This window comes from Gluconobacter cerevisiae (assembly GCF_015244675.1).
GTDB lineage: Bacteria > Pseudomonadota > Alphaproteobacteria > Acetobacterales > Acetobacteraceae > Gluconobacter > Gluconobacter cerevisiae.
The window spans coordinates 272203-288799 of record NZ_JABCQO010000002.1; the positions used below are offsets into that span (position 1 = coordinate 272203).

Here is a 16597-nt window from a genome sequence, read left to right on the forward strand (position 1 = left end):
TATTAGGGAGGCATGAGCAGCACCTTTTCCAGTCATCCGCCGTCTGACCCGACAACGCCACGCAATCATGCCTTAACGCTCGTGCGGATTGCGCTGCCGTTGGCCCTGTCGCAGCTCTCCGAAATGGCGATGGGTGTCACGGATACGGTCCTGCTTGGCGGTCTCGGGGTGACGGAACTGGCCATTGGCGGTCTGTCCAGCACGTTCTTCTTCACGACGATGGTGACGTTTCAGGCCATTCTCGGTGGGGCAGGGGTGCTTCTGTCGCATGGGCGCGGCGCGGAAGATCATGGTCGCACGTCCCATGACGGGCGCAGCGTCATGAGCGCAACCCTCTTACTCGCCATTGCGGTTTTCGTTCCGTGTGCCCTGCTGCTAGCCTTTTCGAAAACCATCTTCACTTCCATCGGCGAACCGGCGGAAGTCATCACGCATGGCAGCCGCTTCATTGATATTCTGCTGCTGTCACTTCTGCCTGATCTGGCTGTCATTGGCGTTCTGCGTGTCGCGCTGCCGGCGCTGGGCGCCGAGACGCTGCTGCTCTGGATCATGCCGGCCATGGCGGTCTGCAACGGGCTGACCAATGCGGCGCTGATCCACGGCTGGGCAGGACTTCCGGCTATGGGGCTTTATGGTTCGGCAACGGCCACCACCCTGACGGGCTGGGTCGTTAGCTTTGCCCTGTTCGGACTTTGCCTGACCCATGAGCGCGTCAGGGCGGTTCTGAAACCCGCGCCTGTGCAGTGGGCCGTCATGAAGGATCTGCTGAAGCTCGGCGGACCGATGATGATGGGGGCTGCGGCCGAGATCCTGATGTTCCAGATTACTAGCCTGCGCGCCGGTGAACTCGGAACGCCCAGTCTTGCGGCCCATCAGGTCGCGGTCAATGTCAGTTCGCTGCTGTTCATGGTGTGTCTGGCGATCGGTCAGGCGACGAATGTGCGTGTAGCCTACTGGCGCGGAGCAGGGCGCATGGAGCAGGGGCGTCGCGCGGCCCTGACCGGAATGGGCATCGTGCTGATGTGGAGCCTTGCCACATCCTCGCTGCTGCTGATCTGGCCGGAAAAGATCCTGCCGCTCTATTTCTCGAATCGTGCGCCGGATCCTGAAACCACGGCGCTTGTCGTGACGCTCCTCAAGATTGCCGGGCTCTACCAGATTGCGGATGGCCTGCAATGCGTCTTCAGCGGTGCCCTCCGGGGCTGCGGAGACGCCGTGACTCCCATGCTGATTGCCATGGCGAGTTATGGTCTGGTCGGCCTGGTCTTCGGCGGCTGGCTGGCTTTCCATCAACATTTCGGCGTTGAAGGTCTCTGGATCGGCATGGCGCTGGCGCTGGCCACGACCTGCGTGGCCTTCGGGATCAGGCTGCTTCGCGTGATGCGGAAACCTTTGCCTGCCACATCGTGAGACCGTAAATCACCAGTCCCAGCGCAGAGAAGATGGCGCCACCCCAGCCAACGGACCCCAGCCCGAACCCTGAACTGACCAGCATGGCTCCAAACCAGGCCCCGAAGGCGTTGGCCATATTGAAAGCCGAGTGGTTGAGCGAGGCCGCCAGTGTCTGGGCGTCCCCGGCGACTTCCATTAGTCGTGTCTGAAGGGCAGGTGAGAGCATGATGATCCCGGCCGGAACCAGGAACGTGATCGGCAACATGGCGTAAGGCGAGGGCAGCAACAGCCAGAACCCCAGCATGAAGACAATGCTGACCGTCAGGGAGACGATCACCGTCCGGTCGATGCTACGGTCCGCCATGGCCCCGCCGAACGCATTGCCCGCTACCATGCCCAGTCCCCACACGACCTGATAGACAGCCACGAGCCAGCCCGGAAGCTGCGTGATGTCCGTCAGTCCGGTTGTGAGGAAGGTGTAGATTCCGAACAGTCCACCAAACCCGACTGCGCTGGTCAGCAGCGTCAACAGAACCTGAGGCCGTTTGAAAGCGCCGAGTTCGGTCAGCGCGGTTGCGCCCGGATGCGGCCTGTCACGAGGGGCGAAGAACCAGATTCCCACGAAACACACGAGGCCCAGTGCCGCAATAACCCCGTAAGTGATGCGCCAGCCGACATGACTTGCAGCATATGTTGACAGTGGTGATCCGATAACGGTCGAGATCATGATGCCGGACAGCACACGTCCGACTGCCCGTCCGCGCCGTGCACGCTCGACCATCGATGCGCCGATCAGAGCCGAAACGCCGAAAAACGCGCCATGAGGCAGTCCGGTCATGAACCGCATGAGTTCAATGCCAGCAAGGTTCGGCATCAGAATGCTGCCGATATTGCCAGCGATGAACAGGCACAGCAGACAGAGCAGAAGTGTGCGCCGCGGCAGACGCGCGCCAGTGATCGCAATCAGCGGCGCTCCGACGACAACCCCCATCGCATAAGCCGAGATGGCCCAGCTCGCCTGCGGAATGGTGATGTTCAGGGAATGGGAAAATTCCGGCAACAGACCCATCATGGCGAATTCGCCGGTGCCGATGGTGAATGTCGCCAGCATGAGGGACAGCATGGCCGGTCCGACGCCGTGGGGCGGTCGCACCCGTTCGACGTCGAGAGGTTCGATGGAGTCCATGAGGAGAGTTCCGGGAATGGGGGTCAGGACCGTCCTGCCATTGCCGGGCTCTGAAAAGCTGTCGTGGCACCCCATCTTTGAGGAGCCACGACGAACAGATCAGTCTTCGGTGGGCAGGCGGATGGTCTGACCCGGATAAATGTCATCCTTGGCCGTGACAAGCGGCTGATTGGCATCCAGCAACTCATCGCCGGTGATGTCCTGCGGCAGCTTGTCCGCAACCTCATCAAGCGTTTTGCTTGTCTTGATCTCCAGAAAATCCGGGTCCGGAGTTCCGGCGGGCACGGCAATTTCGGCCTCGACTGCGGAGACGCCCGCGACATTGCCTGCTGCAAGGATCATCTGGTCGCGGTCCTTGGCGTTGTCCGCCTTGCCACGCAGATAGATCGTGCGGTCATCGATCACCAGATGGGACATATGCATCTGGGCGAGACCGAATCTCTTGAAGGCACGCTTGATGACGCTCTCCCCGGGCTTGGGGGGCAGGGGCGCATCAAGGGACTGCACCAGTCCTTCGAGGGAACCTTCGCCGATACGGCCGGCCTTGGGATTGAAGCGGTAGATTTTCATACTGAAACTCGAAAAATCGTGTTGCTCCCCTTCAGGAGTGCTCGGAAAAAAGCGAAGGGGAGATCCGGACAGTCAGCGCAACCGGAAGAGAGATGGTTGCGCAACTTCCTGGTCCCCACTGCAAGAAAATGACCACGCTTGCAAGCAGGTTTTGATTGACCCCGTCCGGGGACTCCTGTAGGCGCGACGGCACAGCCGGAAACGTGGACGTACCGGCCGGTCCATCAGTGCGGGAGTCTGCAACCCCGCCGGTCCGGCATCTGGGTGCGCGCCCGCTCTTTCCAATCCGGGAGAGAGCCTACCGGCACAACAAAACGGACCGCCATGCAGCATGGGGCGGTTCTGATGAGTACAGGGGTCAACCCATGTCAAAGCGTCTTGAGAGCAAGTACAAGATCAACCGCCGCCTCGGCGTCAACCTGTGGGGCCGTGCCAAGTCCCCGGTCAACCGTCGCGAATACGGCCCCGGCCAGCATGGTCAGCGCCGCAAGCAGAAGCCTTCCGACTTCTCCATCCAGCTGATGGCCAAGCAGAAGCTCAAGGGCTACTACGGCAACATCAGCGAGAAGCAGTTCCGCAAGTATTATGACGAAGCCGTCCGTCGCAAGGGCGATACGTCCGAGAACCTGATCGGTCTGCTCGAGCGTCGTCTGGACGCCGTTGTGTACCGTCTGAAGTTCGCGATCACGCCGTTCGCATCGCGTCAGTTCATCAGCCACGGCCACGTCACGGTCAACGGCAAGAAGGTGAACATCCCGTCCTACCTCGTGAAGGAAGGCGACGTCATCGAAGTTCGTTCCTCCTCCAAGCAGCTCGCCATTGTGCTCGACGCTGTGCAGACGGGTGAGCGCGACACGCCGGAATACGTTGAAGTCGATCACCGCCAGATGAAGGGTACGTTCCTGCGTATTCCGGTTCTCACGGACGTGCCTTATCCGGTGCAGATGGAACCGAACCTGGTTGTCGAGTTCTACTCCCGCTGATCCTGAACCGGGCTTTTGGGCCCGGATCGGAATGCGACCGGAAAATGCCGGATGGGTTCTCCCATCCGGCATTTTTTTATTCTGGCTGGAAGAGGCGGTAGTGATGTATCGTTCTGTTGCCGAGTGATGCGGTCTGTGTCGCAGGGAGTGGGGCAGAGGCACATGCGATCTGGGCTATGGATCATTCTGATTTTCGCGGGTGTGTGCGTTTCTGCGCAGGCACGCGGCATCAACACCTTCATTGCACCCGACATGCACTATCATCCGCCACCAACGGGGCCTCATCCCGTCCACTGCAAGGATGGAAGCATTGTCTGGACGCCCAGACGCTGTCGGGTCATTCCGCCTGTGATGGAGCGTACGGCGGCGGGAAAGACCGTGGATTCCGTGCGTAATGTCGTTCGCAGTCTCACAGGGCATACACTGGGGTTCCGCTGGTAAGTTCGCGCGGGAACAGCGCCTTTCTCCCTTGACGGAAAAAGCCGGTTTCTCCACATTGCGCCTCCCAACGGAAAAGCACATTTTCCGGGTGTCCCCCACTGTTGTCAGACGTGCTATCTGACCCCGGACACTGCGAGGGAGCCGGTCCCGGACTTCTCCCGGATTTGCTGTTGTCATCGGAGGCATCATGTCAGAGGCGCAGAGCGCTGAAATCAGCCGCGAGATCGCTCGTCGGCGTACGTTCGCAATCATTTCCCATCCTGACGCCGGTAAGACGACCCTGACCGAACGCATCCTGCGAGCGGGTGGTGCGATCCAGATGGCGGGCAATGTCCGCGCCAAGGGCGAACGTCGTCGCACGAAGTCCGACTGGATGGGGATCGAACGCGACCGTGGCATTTCCGTCGTGACATCGGTCATGACCTTCGAATATGGCGACTGCGTCTTCAACCTGCTCGATACGCCGGGCCATGAAGACTTCTCCGAAGACACCTATCGCACCCTGACGGCCGTGGACTGCGCGGTCATGGTCATCGACGCTGCCAAAGGTATCGAAGACCGGACCCGCAAACTGTTCGAAATCTGCCGCCTGCGCGACATTCCCATCGTCACCTTCATCAACAAGATGGACCGTGAAGCGCAGGACTGTTTTGCGCTGCTCGACGAAATCGCCAATACGCTTGCGCTGGACACGTCTCCGGCAACATGGCCGATCGGGCGTGCAGCCAAGTTCATTGGCACTTATGATCTGCGGACGCAGGAAGTGCATACGAAAGAGCCTGTCGGCGAAGACGATCCCCGCATCATCCAGATGCGCGAGGAAGTCGAACTTGCCGAAGCCGCACTTCCCCTGTTCGATCAGGACTCCTTCGACGCGGGCCATCTGTCCCCGGTCTTCTTTGGCTCGGCCATGAAGGAAATCGGTGTGACGGACCTGCTCGACGCGCTTGTGGCTTATGGTCCCCCACCTCGTGCGCAGCAGACCGAAACACGCGAGGTCAAGGCTTCCGAAGATCAGGTCACGGCGCTGATTTTCAAGATTCAAGCCAATATGGACCCGAACCATCGTGACCGTATGGCTTTCGCCCGCGTCTGTTCAGGCCGTCTGACCCGTGGGATGCGCCTTAAGCATGTCCGGACCGGTAAGCAGTTTGCCCTGCATACACCGCAGTTCTTCTTCGCCCGTGACCGCCAGCTTGCCGAAGAGGCGTTCGGTGGCGACGTTGTTGGTATTCCGAACCACGGCACGTTACGGATTGGCGATACGCTGAGCGAGAGCGAAGATCTGCGCTTTACGGGCGTGCCACACTTCGCCCCCGAAATTCTGCGCCGTGTCCGTCTTGATGACGCGATGAAGGCCAAGAAGCTGCGTCAGGCCCTTGTGGAGCTGGCCGAGGAGGGTGTGGTGCAGCTTTTCCGTCCGCAGGATGGCCTCTCGCCGATCGTGGGCGTGGTTGGAACGCTCCAGCTTGACGTGCTTCAGTCCCGTCTTCAGGGCGAATACGGTGTGACCATCGGCTTCGAGAGCACGCCCTACTCGCTGGCCCGCTGGATCACGGGTGACCGCGCCAAGATCGAGATGTTTCAGGATATGAACCGCTCTGCCATGGCCGACGATCTGGATGGAGATCCGGTTTTCCTCGCGACCTCTTCTTTCATGATGCGCCGGACCATCGAGATGAATCCCGATCTTGCGTTTCATGACATCAAACAGATCGGCATGTCAGCCGCCTGACAAGAAAAACCCCCGCTCTGAAAGGAGCGGGTTTTTTTTTATCATAGTCCCATCAGGGAGAGGATGTCGGCAAAACTCCGTAGCGATGCACTCTGCACCACTAGTGTCCGTCCGATCTGAAGCGCTTTCTGTCGCGCCAAAAGACGATCCTTTTCGGTGCGGCACAATTCGTAGTCGGCGACCTGTGCAAACCCGACCGTCCGTCGGATCATTTCCAGTCCACAAAATCCCGCCGTATCGCGCAGGATACTATTCAGGAACGCCTCGATCAGATCCTGACGGGCCGCAGGTTCGGAGAGTGTCCAAAGATCGCCGCCGTCTTTCGAGAGGCTGGAGCGTAATTCTGTTGAGACGCTTTTCCAGAAGGCCAGCATTTCGCTTCTGAGGAACGCAACCTTGTAGGGGGCGGCGCAGAGATGCAGCGCCAGATTGCCCAGATAAAGCCCGCAGTCGAACCCGACCGGCCCCATCGTAGCGAACTCGCCGTCAATGACGCGGACATCCGAACCGTCCAGCATGATCGAGCCGGTGTGCAGATCGCCATGAAGCAGCGCCTGCCTTGCCGTCAGGAAGCGCTCCTGTAGTCGGCCGACAGCGAGGTGCAGTGTTCGGTCGGTCTGAAGTGCTTTCACGTCTTCGCGCAGACCGGCTTCCGGTTCCGGGTTGCGATCGCAAACGCGGTACGGGTCTGTCAGGATCAGATCGACCGTAATGCGGGTGAGGGCGGTATTGCCGGAAAACTGCTCCAGCAGGCGCGCTCCGGCCTCAAACGGCTGGTTTACCCATCCTGTCGCCTGCACGGTTCTGGCAATATAGGCACCGATCACGGCGGAAAATCCCGGAGCCGCCCGGGCCGCGATCAGCGCCGATCGCAGAACTTCATGCGCCGTCAGACATTCCATGACGATCAGAAACAGATCTGCATCATAGGCCAAGAACTCCGGCATCAACCCCGGAACGGCAGGTGCCACAGTCTGCATATAGCGTGATTCATACAGCGCCCGCTCCAGCGGCATGGGCCAGTCCGGCGCCACGCGGACATGAGGCAGAGCCTGCTTGCAGCAGAGAACTCCAACCGGACCGTCTACCAGAAACACCGTGTTGAGATTGCCGTCGCTGACCTCCCGGATGCTCCAATCCGCAGCCTCGCCTCCCAGTCGTTCCGACAGATCCGGCTGCTGTGCGAGCCAGTCCCGTAGCCCTGAAGCATCCAGAATACGGTAGGTCATCGGTTTCGCTCCAGCATGGCGGATAATGTAGGGACGAGCGGTGTGGGCAGTGTCGTATCGGGCCGGATCAACATCAGCCTCTGGTATTCTGCATTACCCAGACGGTTGCAGCGTTCTTTCAGAGATTCGAAATCCAGCGTGGCGATGATGTCCATGCCGATATCCACAATATGGGTCTGCGGGTGTTCACAGGCCAGAAGACAACCTCCGATGTGACATTCCATCTCAGACACCCCCAGTTCTTCAAGACATTCCGCCATCAACTGGGCCGCCAGATCAATCTGCGCCTCGCCATCGCGGCTTTCCACATTGCCCGCTGGAGCGCCCTGCCAGTATCCGGGCAGGTAAATGGATGTTTCTGAACGCTGCCCGATGACGATCCCGTCGGTTGTCCGCAACAGGCCTACGACCGCCAGTGGACGCAGAAAATCCGCACCATACAGATCTGGCTCCCGCATCTGGGCCAGAACCCGCCTGTATTCCGACCAGTGCCCGCTGATGATTTCAGCTTCGATGACATCGGCACAGAAAACGCGCCCGTTATAGAGCGTGGGATGTTTCGCAAGTGCGGCATTCCAGTGTGATGCTACACGACTTTCGATCGCTGGAGACAGGTCCGGCATAGGCCGCGCGATCCGAACCGCGACCTGAGGGGCCAAAGGGGTGACGGGCCATGCAGATCGAAAATCAGTCATCGGTCGCTCCGGATGAGGCAGCGGAAGGGGAGTCTTTCATGGACCGGAACTTTCGGGTCCGCAACGCCCCCTTCAGGGCATGTCCAGTCGGATTGAAACCGGGCAGTGATCTGAAAGACCCTCAGGGGTCGTATCGTTTTTATAGGTCATGACCCGCAGGCTGTCCGGCACGAGCCAGTTCTGTGCCGCATTGCCGAGAAGAATATGGTCGATGAAATATTCGCCGCCCCAGCACGGACTGGCCTTGCCCGCTGTTGTTAGCGTCACCGGCGTTTCAGTCTCGATCTGCTGCATCAGCGGATCATGCAGCGTCAGGCGCCGGTTGAAATCCCCCAGAACGGCATAGGCCTCGCCCTCGTCCTGTCGTTCGAGCATCCAGTCCTGCATGACGCGGACCTGCTGATACAGGGTAGGGCAGGAGTGCTGACGCTGGTTCAGCGGCTGGTCCCAACACCCTGTCTTGAGATGCACGACCAGCAGACGCAGGGTGGCGTGTTCATCGCTGATGGTGACGTCCAAGCCCCCGCGGAGTTGATGAGGCGCATCTGGTGCCGCGACATTGAGGGCCGAGAGTTCCTCATTGACCGTCACATGCAGATCACGACGGACGGCGACGCCTACTCTCTGCACCACCGCATCAGGCGTCATGACGATCTGATATGTTTTAGGGTTGAAAACGCGGGAAGCGACGATCGGGCCGTCCACTTCCTCAAAAGCCACGACATCAGAGTCCAGATGCCGGGCATAAGCCGCGAGTTTTGAAAAATCGCGATGCTCTCCACCGGGAACATCGTCCGGCAGTGCTCCATCGCCCGTAGAGCGCAGGGTCAGCCAGTCCATGTTCCAGGTTGAGAGTTTCAGAATATGCGCCGAAGCTGTTCCCATGCTGGCGATCCCTATAAGACCGGCCAGCACGGAAGTAGTGGCCTGTTTCAGGCGGCCTGTCCTTCGGTAACACGCATTTCCTCAAGAACGCTCTCGACGGTGCGTGTCTTGCGTGTGCTCTCATCGATGATGAGGATCTCGCCCTTGGGAATGTCGTAGAACCAGCCCTGAAGCTTCAGTTCGCCCTGTGCCATAGCCCGCACAACGGCAGGATGGGTGCGAAGATGCACAAGCTGGAGCATGACGTTGTATTCGGCGAGCGAACGGATGTCTTCCGGGCCGGCATCCTCTGCCTTCAGGTTGCCAAGTGCTGCGCGAGCGGCTTCACCGTGGCGCATCCAGCTCTTGACCGTCGGCAGATTGTCCAGCTTCGGGGAATTCAGATCCATCAGCGCGCCCATGGCGCCACAGTTGGAGTGACCGCAGATGATGACGTTCTTTACCTTGAGCGCGCCAACTGCATATTCGATCGCAGACGACACACCGCCCAGCATTTCGCCATAGGCCGGCACGATATTGCCGACATTGCGCACGATGAACAGCTCACCCGGCTCTGTCTGGGTAATCAGACTTGGGCTGATCCGGCTGTCCGCGCAGGTGATGAACAGGGTTGACGGAGACTGGCTGGAGGCCAGACTCTCGAACAGTTCTGCACTCTCGGGATAAACGTCCGTTTCGAATTTCCGGACGCCGCCCAGCAGTTTCGCCAGAGTATCACGACCACAGGCCATGGTGTTCTCCTTCATCTTGAACTACCGGGCAGTTAGAAGGCTTTATCAGGACAGGTAAAGCATGATTCCGGTCAACCCATGCTTTGTCACTGCCCTGACATACCATGATGCGATTGCTTATGCGGCTTCCAATGTCGTGCGCAGCATTGCAAAGACCGCATCCGCATTGGCATCCGGTCCACCGGCCTGAGCCATATCTGGCCGTCCGCCGCCACCTTTGCCACCCATCAGCGCAGATGCTTCACGGACCAGCTTGACCGCATCCAGACGGGCCGTCAGGTCCTTGGTCACGGCAATCACAATACTGCCACGACCATCCGCATTGGACATCAAGGCTACAACGCCGGACCCGATCTGCTGGGAAATGCTCTCTGCCAGCCCCTTGAGTTCTTTGGGGCTGACATCACCGAGATCGCGTGCCGAAAGTGTGATGCCGTTGATGCTCTCGGTCGCGCTCGTGCCTTCGCCGGTCGCCAGTTTGCGCTGAAGATCGGAAACCTGCGACGTCAGGGACTTGCGCTCTTCGAGCAGTGCCGCCACACGGGCAGCCGCGTCGGTGACGGGAACCTTGAGCAGATCCGCAATCTGTTTCAGGCGGCTTTCTGTTTCCAGGGACAGTGCTTCCGCAGCCAGACCACAAACAGCTTCGATCCGACGCACGCCCGCCGAGACACCGCTCTCTGAGACAATACGGAACGGACCGATCTCGCCTACGCGCCCCACATGCGTGCCACCGCAAAGCTCGATGGAATAGGCCGTACGATCGTCATCGCCCTTGCCCATCGAAACCACGCGAACCTCGTCGCCGTATTTTTCGCCAAAGAGCGCCATTGCACCTTCCGCAACGGCTTCGTCCTGCGTCATCAGGCGTGTCTGGACCGGAGCGTTCTCGCGAATGCGGGCATTGACCTCGGCTTCGACTGCGGCAAGTTCCTCATCTGTCAGCGGGCGTGGCTGGCTGATATCGAAACGCAGACGCTCCGGTGCATTCAGGCTGCCTTTCTGCGTGACATGCGTCCCGACCTGACGGCGCAGGGCTTCATGCAACAGATGGGTCGCGGAATGATGGCCGCGGACCGCCGTGCGGCGGCCGTGATCAATCTCGGCATGAACCGCCATGCCCGGTTTCAGCGTGCCTTCGACAACCTTGCCGTAATGGACGATCAGATCGCCGTTGCGCTTTTGCGTGTCTGTAATCTCGACACGAAGGCCAGCGGCTGTCAGCGTTCCATGATCGCCAACCTGTCCGCCGCTCTCTCCGTAGAACGGCGTCTGGTTCAGCAGAATCGCAACCGTATCATCGCTGGCGGAAGCTGAAGCCAGTTCGTCATTACCACGGAAGATGCCCTGTACTTCCGCATCGGCCTTTTCCGAAACATAGCCGAGGAATTCGCTGGGACCGTGCTTGTCGCGTGCATCAAACCAGACCGTCTCGGCAGCAGTATCACCCGATCCGACCCAGGCTGCACGAGCCCGCTTGCGCTGTTCGGCCATGGCGGTCTCGAAGCCGCTCTCGTCAACCGTACGACCCTTTTCGCGCAGGGCATCCTGCGTCAGATCGAGCGGGAATCCGAACGTGTCATAAAGCTTGAAAGCGACATCGCCGGGAAGGGCTTCAGTCTCTTCCAGGCGGTCCAACTCGTCAGAGAGCAGCGTAAGACCACGCTCCAGAAGAGCCGTGAAGCGTTCTTCTTCGCCCTTCATGGTCTGTGCGATAAGCGCTTGATGCTGGACCAACTCGGGATAGGCCGCGCCCATTTGCTGGATCAGCGCTGGGAGCAGACGATAGAAAACAGGTTTCTTCGCGCCCATCATGTGCAAATGGCGCATGGCGCGACGCATGATACGACGCAGCACATAGCCACGCCCTTCTTTGGACGGCAGTACGCCATCGGCAATCAGGAAAGCGGTAGAGCGCAGGTGGTCGGCGACAACGCGATGGCTCGACTTGAAAGCGCCGTCCGCGTCCTGATGCATCACATCAGCCGAGGCTTCGATAAGCGCACGCATTGTATCGGTATCATAGTTGTCGCGCTTGCCCTGCATGATCGCGGCAAAACGCTCCAGTCCCATGCCCGTATCGATCGAGGGGCGGGGCAGGGAATCGCGCGAACCATCCGGCTGATCGAGAAACTGCATGAACACGAGGTTCCAGATCTCGACGAAACGGTCGCCGTCCTCATCGGGGCTGCCTGGCGGACCACCGAAAACGCTATCCCCGTGGTCGTAGAAAATCTCGGAACACGGACCACATGGTCCCGTATCGCCCATACGCCAGAAGTTGTCGGACGTGCCAATGCGGATGATCCGGTCATCGGACAGACCTGCGATCTTCTTCCAAAGTTGCGCGGCGTCTTCGTCTTCCGCATAGACGGTGGCGAGCAGCTTGTCCTTGGGAAGCCCAAAATCGCGGGTCAGCAGCGTCCAGGCGAACTCAATGGCTTCGGGCTTGAAGTAATCCCCAAAGCTGAAATTTCCCATCATCTCAAAAAACGTATGATGGCGCGCAGTGTAGCCGACATTGTCGAGATCGTTGTGCTTTCCGCCTGCACGCACGACTTTCTGCGCCGTAGTTGCGCGAGAGTATGGGCGGGTTTCCTGACCGGTGAAGACGTTCTTGAACGGCACCATGCCAGCATTGGTGAACAGCAGTGTCGGGTCGTTCTGGGGCACGAGAGATGCCGAAGGAACGATGCGGTGGCCCTGTGCACCGAAATATTCGAGAAAGGCCGATCTGATATCGTTGGTGCTGGTCATGATAAGGGAGCGTCAGTTCCGGAAAAGCATGGAAATCGTCTGCCTGTCCTAGACTATTGTCGCAGCCTTGGAAATGCGGCCTTCAGTCATTGCGGTCATGCGCTCTGAGAGTACTATCTTCCAAGCCTGACAGATCAGGTTCGGGTTCTGGTGCCGTGAGTCCGGCGGCAGGGATTTCTACAGCCATCTGGACGAGTTCCAGCGGAGTTTCCGGTGTCTGGGCACGGAAGACGAGGCGTCGCGAAAGATTGAAATTGGCGACCATGCCACACAGCGCGCCCGCTGCCAGTGCCAGTGCTGGAAAATGTAAAGTCAGTGGAACCGTAGCGTAAAGCAGGAAAACCATTCCGCGGTTGAGAAGAAAGCCGAACGAATTCGCCAGCAGGAATCGGAGCCACTGCAGGATCATATGCTGGTTGTCGGCAGCGGATAGCCGGAAAGTCCAGAAGCGGTTGAGACACCAGTTTCCGGTGGCTGCGACGAAGTATGCCGTCAGGGTTGCTGCGACTAGTCCTATTGGCGGGCGCAGCAGGGACACCGTTCCCCAGTCCACAAGAAATCCGAGCGCCCCGACAATCCCAAATCGCAGGAACTGGTCAATGATTTCCGGGCGGCTGCGCGGATAAAAGATACGGCTGCGTCGCAAAGGACCATTTCTCCGATATGTCGGGATGGGGTGGCTCTAGCGTGCCGGGAAAGAAGCATGCAAGGGCGTTCTGTTTTCAGCCTGCATGGCTTCATAAAGAAAAAGGCGCCCCGAAGGACGCCTTTCTCAGAAACCGAAGTCGAAAACCCCGGCGTCAGATCATGTCTGAATTACTTCAGGATGATTTCGACGCGACGGTTCTGCGGCTCGCGGGTGTTCGGGCCAGTCGGCACCAGCGGATTGGACTCGCCGTAGCCGTGGATGTCGATGGCAGCAGCCGGGACACCGTCACGGATCAGTTCAGCCTTCACGCTGGAAGCGCGACGGTTGGACAGGCCAAGGTTGTACTTCACGCCGCGCGGACCCGGGTGAGCAGCAGAGTTATCCGTGTAGCCGTTGACTTCGATGCGCGTCGTCTGGACGTGCGTGGAAGCCTGGGCTGCCTGGGCAACGATCTCACGAGCACGGCCCGTCAGGTCAGACTTGTCCCAGTCGAAGAACACGAGATACGTGCGAGCCGGGGTCGGAGCGGGGGGAACAACGACCGGAACCGGCGGCGGCGGCGGGGGAGCCGTGTCGAAGGCATAGCGCAGGCCCAGGATGAACTGGTGCGAGAAGCGCTGGTCGAAGTTCACGTTGCCCTTGTGAACGCCGGAAGCGTTGTAGGACGTGGCGCGATACGGACCGTCTGCGAAAGTCTGGCCAATGAAACGGTATTCCGTCGTGACGGCCAGGCCCGGAACATTCGGGATGTCGTAAGCTGCACCGACGATACCCTGGTACGCGAAGCTGCCCTGTGTTCCGCCCATGCGGGTCACATTGCCGTTGTCGTACTGAGTCGTGGTCGGGTTGTAGTGCTGCCACAGGTAGCCAGCGCCAACACCAACGAACGGCGTGACAGGAACGTTCAGGCCGAAATTGGCGAGATCGATGTCATACAGGACATTGACGAGGCCGCCGTAAGCCTGATCGGAGCCACGAGTGGAACCCGTTGCTGCCGTGTGGTTGCGGTGGTTGAGCTGAGAGTAGTTGTACAGACCCTCGACTTCAACGCGCAGACCGTTGCCGAAGCCCCAGCCGAACGCACCGAAACCGGTGAAACCGTCGTGGTGACGGTACTGCGAGCGGGAACCAGCATTGTTGCTCGTGCCATCAGCCTGTGTCGTCGGCGAGAAATGACCGTGCTGGTTCTGGACCAGATTGTACCCACCACCCAGGTCGACATAGGGACCGGTGATCGTGCTGGCCATGGCAAGCGACGGTGCGGCGACCATCGACGTCATGGCAAGGAGTGCCGTGCGGAGACGCATGTTTTCGTCCTCTTAGTGACTAACGTTCGAGCCGTTGGAAAATGCTTTCACCAACGGACCCAGCGCGATGCATAAGCGCATATAGAACTCAGAGTTCCCGGCGACAAAGCCACTCAGGGGGTTCCAGCTCTACTCGGGGAAGGGGAGTGACATAAAAGCCACAATCCGTTTCGCCCGCTTCACGATCTACGCCTCGCGTCTACGCTGCCTTAGCTCATGGCTCCAGCAGACGCCAGAGCTTCCCGCAGAAAGCAGCTATGCAAAAGTGGTGGCAAAACAGGTATTTAGTCGAGGTATGACGAAATTTTAACATTCATCACGGACGGCAACCCTCGCGCACAAGCAGGTTACGCACTGTTTCTGCTGGAATTTCGCGTGTGGAGAAGGCTTTTCCGATCCCACGCAGCAGGACGAATGCAACCTTCCCATCCTGCATTTTCTTGTCCCGAGTCATGTGGTGCAGAAGTATTTCCGCCGAGAACGAGTCCCTGAACCAGTCAAAGCTCACGGGCATGCCCAGACTGCGCAGATGCCGGTCCAGTCGACTCAGGTCTTCGGCGGGGGCGTAACCCATCTCCACGGAGAGCGCCATGGCCAGATGAATGCCGATCGAAACCGCTTCGCCATGCAGAAGACGCCCGTCATATTCTAGTTCGGCTTCCAGAGCGTGGCCGAAAGTATGCCCGAGATTGAGCAGGGCGCGTCCTCCGACGGAGGCCTGTTCCTTCTCATCAGCAGCCACGACGGCCGCTTTGAAAGCGCATGCGCGACGGACCGCTTCCGCAAGTGCTGCGGGATCACCCGCCAGCACGTTCTGGCCGTAGTTTTCGCACCATGCGAACAGGTCCGGATCTGCAATCAGGCCGGATTTGACGATCTCGGCATACCCGGCGATACGCTGACGGCGTGGAAGAGTGGCTAGAGCGGAGGTGTCCGCCAGAACCGCGACAGGCTGATGGAACGCCCCGATCAGGTTCTTGCCTGATGCGGCATTGATCCCGGTTTTGCCGCCGACGCTGCTGTCCACCTGTGAAAGCAATGTTGTGGGGATCTGCACGAAAGGCAGTCCGCGCAGGGCCGTCGCTGCGACGAAACCTGCAAGATCCCCGACCACGCCGCCTCCCAGCGCGACGATGGTCGTCTTGCGCTCGATACCCGTGGACAGAAGCCGGTTCATCACGTCGGCGTAGCAGGCGAGGGATTTGCTTTCCTCGCCGCCCGGAACCGAGATCACATCTGCGCGAATGCCTGTTTCCTCGAAAGATGTCAGCAGGCGCGGCAGATGCAGTTCCGCCACGGTCTCGTCAGTAATGACGACCACGCGTTTCTGAGGCAGATGCGGGGCGAGCAGGGCGCCGGCACGGGAAATGAGATCGGGCCCGATCACCACGTCATAGCTGTGATGACTGAGCGCAACATGCACCGTCTCCGGCCTGCGATATTCCTCCAGAACTTCCCGTACCCGATGCACGCCCTGTTCCACGGTCTCGTCTCCACAATCAATAATGATGTCTGCTTCGGCGTAAACCGGATAGCGTAGCCCGACGAGGCGCTCCAGAACTTCGTCAGGGCGTCCCTGAGCCAGAAGCGGTCTCCCCGGGCGGCCCGCAACCCGTTTGATCAGCACATGCACGGGCGCGCGCAGCCAGATCGAGACGGCATGGAGACGGACCAGCCGACGGGTCTGGGCATCCATCCACGCCCCACCACCCGTCGCAAGAATGCAGGGCGGCCCGTCAAGAAGACGCTGGATGACGCGCCGTTCCCCGTCCCGGAATGCGGCTTCGCCATGTCGTGCGAAGATTTCGGGAATCGAACATCCGGCCGCGCGTTCAATTTCGACGTCGGCATCTACGAAGGGCAGGCCGCAGATCTGGGCAAGGCGCCGTCCGATGGTGGTTTTGCCAGCCCCCATCATCCCGACAAGGACGACCGTGCGTGACGGTACGCCGTCGGATGAGAAAAAGGGTTCCGGCTTGGCTGAAAGGGAGAAAGGCAGGCGTGACATGCTCTGCTACCTATCATAGGAGAAGGGGC

14 protein-coding genes are annotated in these 16597 nt (G+C 59.6%); 4 read left to right on the top strand and 10 right to left on the bottom strand.

Annotated features, from left to right (window positions below; all coding sequences use genetic code 11):
• The first annotated feature begins 12 nt into the window (after positions 1 to 12).
• Positions 13 to 1410 carry an MATE family efflux transporter gene (locus HKD21_RS04075; protein WP_194254323.1) on the top strand — a complete coding sequence of 466 codons (1398 nt, stop codon included), beginning with the start codon at positions 13 to 15 and terminating at the stop codon, positions 1408 to 1410.
• Here the strand turns inward: HKD21_RS04075 and HKD21_RS04080 are convergent.
• Both HKD21_RS04080 and HKD21_RS04085 read right to left on the bottom strand, forming a co-directional pair.
• Positions 1364 to 2578, bottom strand: a complete 1215-nt coding sequence (locus tag HKD21_RS04080; protein WP_194254324.1) for an MFS transporter — start codon at positions 2576 to 2578, stop codon at positions 1364 to 1366. The genes HKD21_RS04075 and HKD21_RS04080 overlap by 47 nt on opposite strands.
• Before the next feature lie 99 nt (positions 2579 to 2677).
• On the bottom strand, positions 2678 to 3148 hold the full coding sequence (locus HKD21_RS04085; RefSeq protein WP_194254325.1) for a BON domain-containing protein: 471 nt from the start codon (positions 3146 to 3148) through the stop codon (positions 2678 to 2680).
• A 365-nt stretch (positions 3149 to 3513) separates the two neighbouring features.
• Between HKD21_RS04085 and rpsD the strand changes: the two genes are divergently transcribed.
• The 3 genes from rpsD to HKD21_RS04100 all read left to right on the top strand — a co-directional run bounded on the left by rpsD (position 3514) and on the right by HKD21_RS04100 (position 6307).
• Entirely contained in the window at positions 3514 to 4131 is a 618-nt protein-coding gene (rpsD, locus tag HKD21_RS04090; RefSeq protein WP_194254326.1) for a 30S ribosomal protein S4, read from the top strand.
• A gap of 162 nt (positions 4132 to 4293) precedes the next feature.
• Positions 4294 to 4572: a hypothetical protein gene (locus HKD21_RS04095; protein ID WP_194254327.1), complete on the top strand. Its 279-nt coding sequence runs from the start codon at positions 4294 to 4296 to the stop codon at positions 4570 to 4572.
• 187 nt (positions 4573 to 4759) lie between these two features.
• Positions 4760 to 6307 (top strand): peptide chain release factor 3, encoded by a 1548-nt coding sequence (locus HKD21_RS04100; protein ID WP_194254328.1) that lies wholly within the window; start codon positions 4760 to 4762, stop codon positions 6305 to 6307.
• A gap of 41 nt (positions 6308 to 6348) precedes the next feature.
• On the opposite strand, the gene mtnK is transcribed toward HKD21_RS04100, so the two are convergent.
• The 8 genes from mtnK to aroB form a co-directional block, all read right to left on the bottom strand.
• A complete protein-coding gene (gene mtnK / locus HKD21_RS04105) occupies positions 6349 to 7536 on the bottom strand; it encodes an S-methyl-5-thioribose kinase (RefSeq protein ID WP_194254329.1) in 1188 nt (395 codons plus the stop codon).
• Positions 7533 to 8231 carry a hypothetical protein gene (locus HKD21_RS04110; RefSeq protein WP_194254330.1) on the bottom strand — a complete coding sequence of 233 codons (699 nt, stop codon included), beginning with the start codon at positions 8229 to 8231 and terminating at the stop codon, positions 7533 to 7535. The genes mtnK and HKD21_RS04110 overlap by 4 nt, the downstream gene beginning before the upstream one ends.
• Positions 8232 to 8303: 72 nt before the next feature.
• Positions 8304 to 9116 carry an exonuclease/endonuclease/phosphatase family protein gene (locus tag HKD21_RS04115; protein WP_194254331.1) on the bottom strand — a complete coding sequence of 271 codons (813 nt, stop codon included), beginning with the start codon at positions 9114 to 9116 and terminating at the stop codon, positions 8304 to 8306.
• A 47-nt stretch (positions 9117 to 9163) separates the two neighbouring features.
• Positions 9164 to 9847: a carbonic anhydrase gene (locus HKD21_RS04120; RefSeq protein WP_194254477.1), complete on the bottom strand. Its 684-nt coding sequence runs from the start codon at positions 9845 to 9847 to the stop codon at positions 9164 to 9166.
• A 117-nt stretch (positions 9848 to 9964) separates the two neighbouring features.
• Positions 9965 to 12604, bottom strand: coding sequence for an alanine--tRNA ligase (gene alaS, locus HKD21_RS04125; RefSeq protein ID WP_194254332.1), 2640 nt, complete (start codon positions 12602 to 12604; stop codon positions 9965 to 9967).
• Positions 12605 to 12686: 82 nt separating this feature from the next.
• Positions 12687 to 13250: a GtrA family protein gene (locus HKD21_RS04130; protein WP_194254333.1), complete on the bottom strand. Its 564-nt coding sequence runs from the start codon at positions 13248 to 13250 to the stop codon at positions 12687 to 12689.
• A gap of 170 nt (positions 13251 to 13420) precedes the next feature.
• On the bottom strand, positions 13421 to 14560 hold the full coding sequence (locus tag HKD21_RS04135; RefSeq protein WP_194254334.1) for an OmpA family protein: 1140 nt from the start codon (positions 14558 to 14560) through the stop codon (positions 13421 to 13423).
• 316 nt (positions 14561 to 14876) lie between these two features.
• Positions 14877 to 16568: a 3-dehydroquinate synthase gene (gene aroB, locus HKD21_RS04140; RefSeq protein ID WP_194254335.1), complete on the bottom strand. Its 1692-nt coding sequence runs from the start codon at positions 16566 to 16568 to the stop codon at positions 14877 to 14879.
• Between the last annotated feature and the right edge of the window lie 29 nt (positions 16569 to 16597).

What these genes read in the sequence shown, in the direction of transcription:
- rpsD (WP_194254326.1), top strand. Translation starts at nt 3,514, where the DNA reads ATGTCAAAGCGTCTTGAGAGCAAGTACAAGATCAACCGCCGCCTCGGC.
- HKD21_RS04075 (WP_194254323.1), top strand. Translation starts at nt 13, where the DNA reads ATGAGCAGCACCTTTTCCAGTCATCCGCCGTCTGACCCGACAACGCCA.
- HKD21_RS04100 (WP_194254328.1), top strand. Translation starts at nt 4,760, where the DNA reads ATGTCAGAGGCGCAGAGCGCTGAAATCAGCCGCGAGATCGCTCGTCGG.
- HKD21_RS04135 (WP_194254334.1), bottom strand. Translation starts at nt 14,560, where the DNA reads ATGCGTCTCCGCACGGCACTCCTTGCCATGACGTCGATGGTCGCCGCA.
- mtnK (WP_194254329.1), bottom strand. Translation starts at nt 7,536, where the DNA reads ATGACCTACCGTATTCTGGATGCTTCAGGGCTACGGGACTGGCTCGCA.
- HKD21_RS04110 (WP_194254330.1), bottom strand. Translation starts at nt 8,231, where the DNA reads ATGACTGATTTTCGATCTGCATGGCCCGTCACCCCTTTGGCCCCTCAG.
- HKD21_RS04085 (WP_194254325.1), bottom strand. Translation starts at nt 3,148, where the DNA reads ATGAAAATCTACCGCTTCAATCCCAAGGCCGGCCGTATCGGCGAAGGT.
- aroB (WP_194254335.1), bottom strand. Translation starts at nt 16,568, where the DNA reads ATGTCACGCCTGCCTTTCTCCCTTTCAGCCAAGCCGGAACCCTTTTTC.
- HKD21_RS04095 (WP_194254327.1), top strand. Translation starts at nt 4,294, where the DNA reads ATGCGATCTGGGCTATGGATCATTCTGATTTTCGCGGGTGTGTGCGTT.
- HKD21_RS04120 (WP_194254477.1), bottom strand. Translation starts at nt 9,847, where the DNA reads ATGGCCTGTGGTCGTGATACTCTGGCGAAACTGCTGGGCGGCGTCCGG.
- alaS (WP_194254332.1), bottom strand. Translation starts at nt 12,604, where the DNA reads ATGACCAGCACCAACGATATCAGATCGGCCTTTCTCGAATATTTCGGT.
- HKD21_RS04115 (WP_194254331.1), bottom strand. Translation starts at nt 9,116, where the DNA reads ATGGGAACAGCTTCGGCGCATATTCTGAAACTCTCAACCTGGAACATG.
- HKD21_RS04080 (WP_194254324.1), bottom strand. Translation starts at nt 2,578, where the DNA reads ATGGACTCCATCGAACCTCTCGACGTCGAACGGGTGCGACCGCCCCAC.